Genomic DNA, 2,901 nt, shown 5'->3' on the forward strand with positions numbered 1-2,901 from the left:
GTGGGCGGCGAGTTGGTCGAGACGCTGTTCGAAGCCGCGACCGCGGCCTACCGGGATCTGGCCGAGGCCTCGCCGCACTTCCAGGCCTGGGCGGCTCGGACCTACTGGGGCGCCCGGCCGTAGCCGGCGAGGAATCAGGCGGGGGCAGTGTTATGGGTCGTGAGGGCATGTCATATGACCTGTCACATTGTATTGGCATTGTTCCGGTGGCACGCTTCACCCCGGATCCCCCATGACTCGGCCTCAACACCCAGTGAGTCCGCCCCCCTGCACCTAGACCCCCACTCAGAAGGATCACCAGTGCGACCGCGCATACCCATCCGCACCCTCGTGGCCGGCTTCGCCGCCGGCTGCGCCACCGCCGCCTGCCTCCTGCCCGTCCCCGCGGCCGTCGCCGCCCCCGCACCGACGCCCGCCAAGGCACCCGCACACTCCTCGCCGACCGTCCCCAAGCCGCTCGGTGCCACCCTCTCCGACGCCGGCACCTCCTCCGACGCCGGCACCTCCTCCGACGCCTTCGGCCCGGCCGCGGCCCCGCTGACCCCGGACCAACTGGCACAGGCGCAACGCCCCCTGCCGCCCGGCACCGCCGTCCAGCTCACGCCGAAGACCCAGGCCCCGACGGTGAGGCCCGGCGCCACCCGCTCGGCGACCACGGCCACGGCGAGCTGCACCCCGGCGGACTTCGGCAGCCGCACCGGCAGCGCGCTGGTCTCCTTCATCGAGGGATCGACCCCCGACTGCGTCAACACGCTCTTCAACCTCACCGGCAGCGACGCGGGCAAGGCGTTCAAGGAATCGCAGATGCTCACCGTCGCCGACGCCTACCGGGCGCTGGCATCCGGCTACACCGGGGACGACTCGACCGGCATCTGGCAGCTGGAGCTCTTCCTCCGGGCCGGCTGGTACGTGCAGTCCAACAACGCCGGCTCGGTCGGCAGTTACGACGCGGCCCTGACCGCGGCCAACCAGGCGGCCCTCGACGCCTTCTTCGCCAGCGCGCACTGGCAGGACGTCACCGCGGCCAACGCGCCGGTGCTCTACGACGCGCTGGTACTGACCGACAGCACCAACCTGCAGGCCTCCTACCTGAACGTCTACAAGCAGGTGCTGACCGGCTACACCAGCGCCTACGACTCCGTCGCCGGGATGGACAAGGCCGTCAACGCGGTGCTGTTCGCCCCGCTGTGGCGCGGCAACTGGAACCCGGCCTTCGTCAACGCCGTGGCGGCCGACCCGAGCATCCTCAGCACCATGGGCAGCTTCGCGACCGACCACAAGGACATGGCGTCCGGCCCGGCCGGCTTCCTGGTGGTGAACACCGGCAACGACCTGGGGCGCGCCGCAGGCGACGGGGGCGCCGCCGGAGCCGCGGCCGGCCGGCAGGTGGCGGCGCTGCTCGCCGCCACCCCGATCACCGGCGCGACCGGCCCGCTCTACGTGCACGCCGCCTACGACGCCAACCTGTACGACGCCGCGAACTGCTCGGTCTACGGCACCTGCAACCTGCCGGCCAAGCTGACCGCGGCCGTGCTGCCGAACCAACAGGTCTGCGACAACCGCACCATCGAGACCGAGAACCTGACCGGGGACGAACTGAACACGGTCTGCACCAGCCTGCGGGGTGAGGACACCTTCTTCCACAACCTGGTCAAGGACAGCGGGCCGGCCAACCCGTACGGCAAGACCATCGACCTGGCCGTCTTCGCCACCCAGGCGGACTACCTCACCTACTCCTGGGCGATCTTCGGCAACTCCACCAACAACGGCGGCGAGACCCTGATGGATCCGACCGACCCGAACAACCAGCCGGTGTCGGTGATGTACCGCAAGGCGTGGAACGACGGCTTCCCGGCCAACGTGTGGAACCTCAACCACGAGTACACCCACTACCTCGACGGCATCTACGACATGAAGGGCACCTTCGGCGACGAGCTGACCGTGCCGGACATCTGGTGGGTCGAGGGCGTCGCCGAGTACGAGTCGTACGCCTACCGCGGCACCACCGACACCCAGGCGATGGCCGAGGCCGCCAAGCACACCTACAAGCTCAGCACCGTCTTCCAGAACACCTACGACAACTCGGACACGGTCCGCACCTACCCGTGGGGCTACCTGGCCGTCCGCTACATGTTCGAGAAGCACCCGGACGTGATCTCGACCATGCTCGGCCACTTCCGCACCGGTGACTTCCAGGGCGCCTACCGGGTCTACAACGGCCTCGGCACCGCCTACGACGCCGACTTCGACAGCTGGCTCACCGCCTGCGCGGCCGGCGCCTGCTACGCCCAGGGCCCGACGGCCCTGTTCGGCTCCTCCGTCAACGGCGCCACGGTCAGCCTGACCGACAAGTCCGTGCAGACCGGCGGCGGCAGCATCACCGCCTGGCACTGGACCTTCGGCGACGGCAGCACCTCCGACCAGCAGAACCCGGCCCACACCTACGCGGCGGCCGGGACCTACACCGTCGCCCTGACCGTGACCGACAACACCGGCCGGACCGCCAGTACCCCGGCCTCGGTCACCGTGACCGCCGGCACGGCCCTGCCGACCTGCACCGACCCGCGCACCGACGCGCTCGGCCAGAACTGCTCGCGATCCGGCGTGTCGGCCACGGCCGGCAACACGGCCCACTTCTACCTCTGGCTGCCGGCCGGCACCACCACCCTGAAGGTCACCAGCTCCGGTGGCGCCGGCACCGCCGCGCTCTACTTCGATCCGGACACCTGGGCCTCGCCGAGCGCCTTCACGGCCTCGTCGACCAACCCCGGCACCGCCCAGAGCCTGACCGTCAGCAACAGCACGGCCGGCTACCGCTACGTCAGCCTGTATGCCGTGACCGACTTCTCCGGAGTCACCGTCAGCACCCAGTTCTGCTCAGGCCCCGGCCCCGGCGCTCGA

At 70.2% G+C, this 2,901-nt stretch carries 1 protein-coding gene; it reads left to right on the forward strand.

Annotation, left to right across the window (positions count from 1 at the left end; all coding sequences use genetic code 11):
• Positions 1-300: 300 nt before the first annotated feature.
• Positions 301-2,901, forward strand: a 2,601-nt coding sequence (locus ACFQ87_RS43285) for a collagenase (protein ID WP_380616514.1), incomplete at its 3' end; no start/stop codon positions are given.

It is taken from the genome of Kitasatospora sp. NPDC056531 (assembly GCF_042794375.1).
Classification (GTDB): Bacteria; Actinomycetota; Actinomycetes; order Streptomycetales; family Streptomycetaceae; genus Kitasatospora.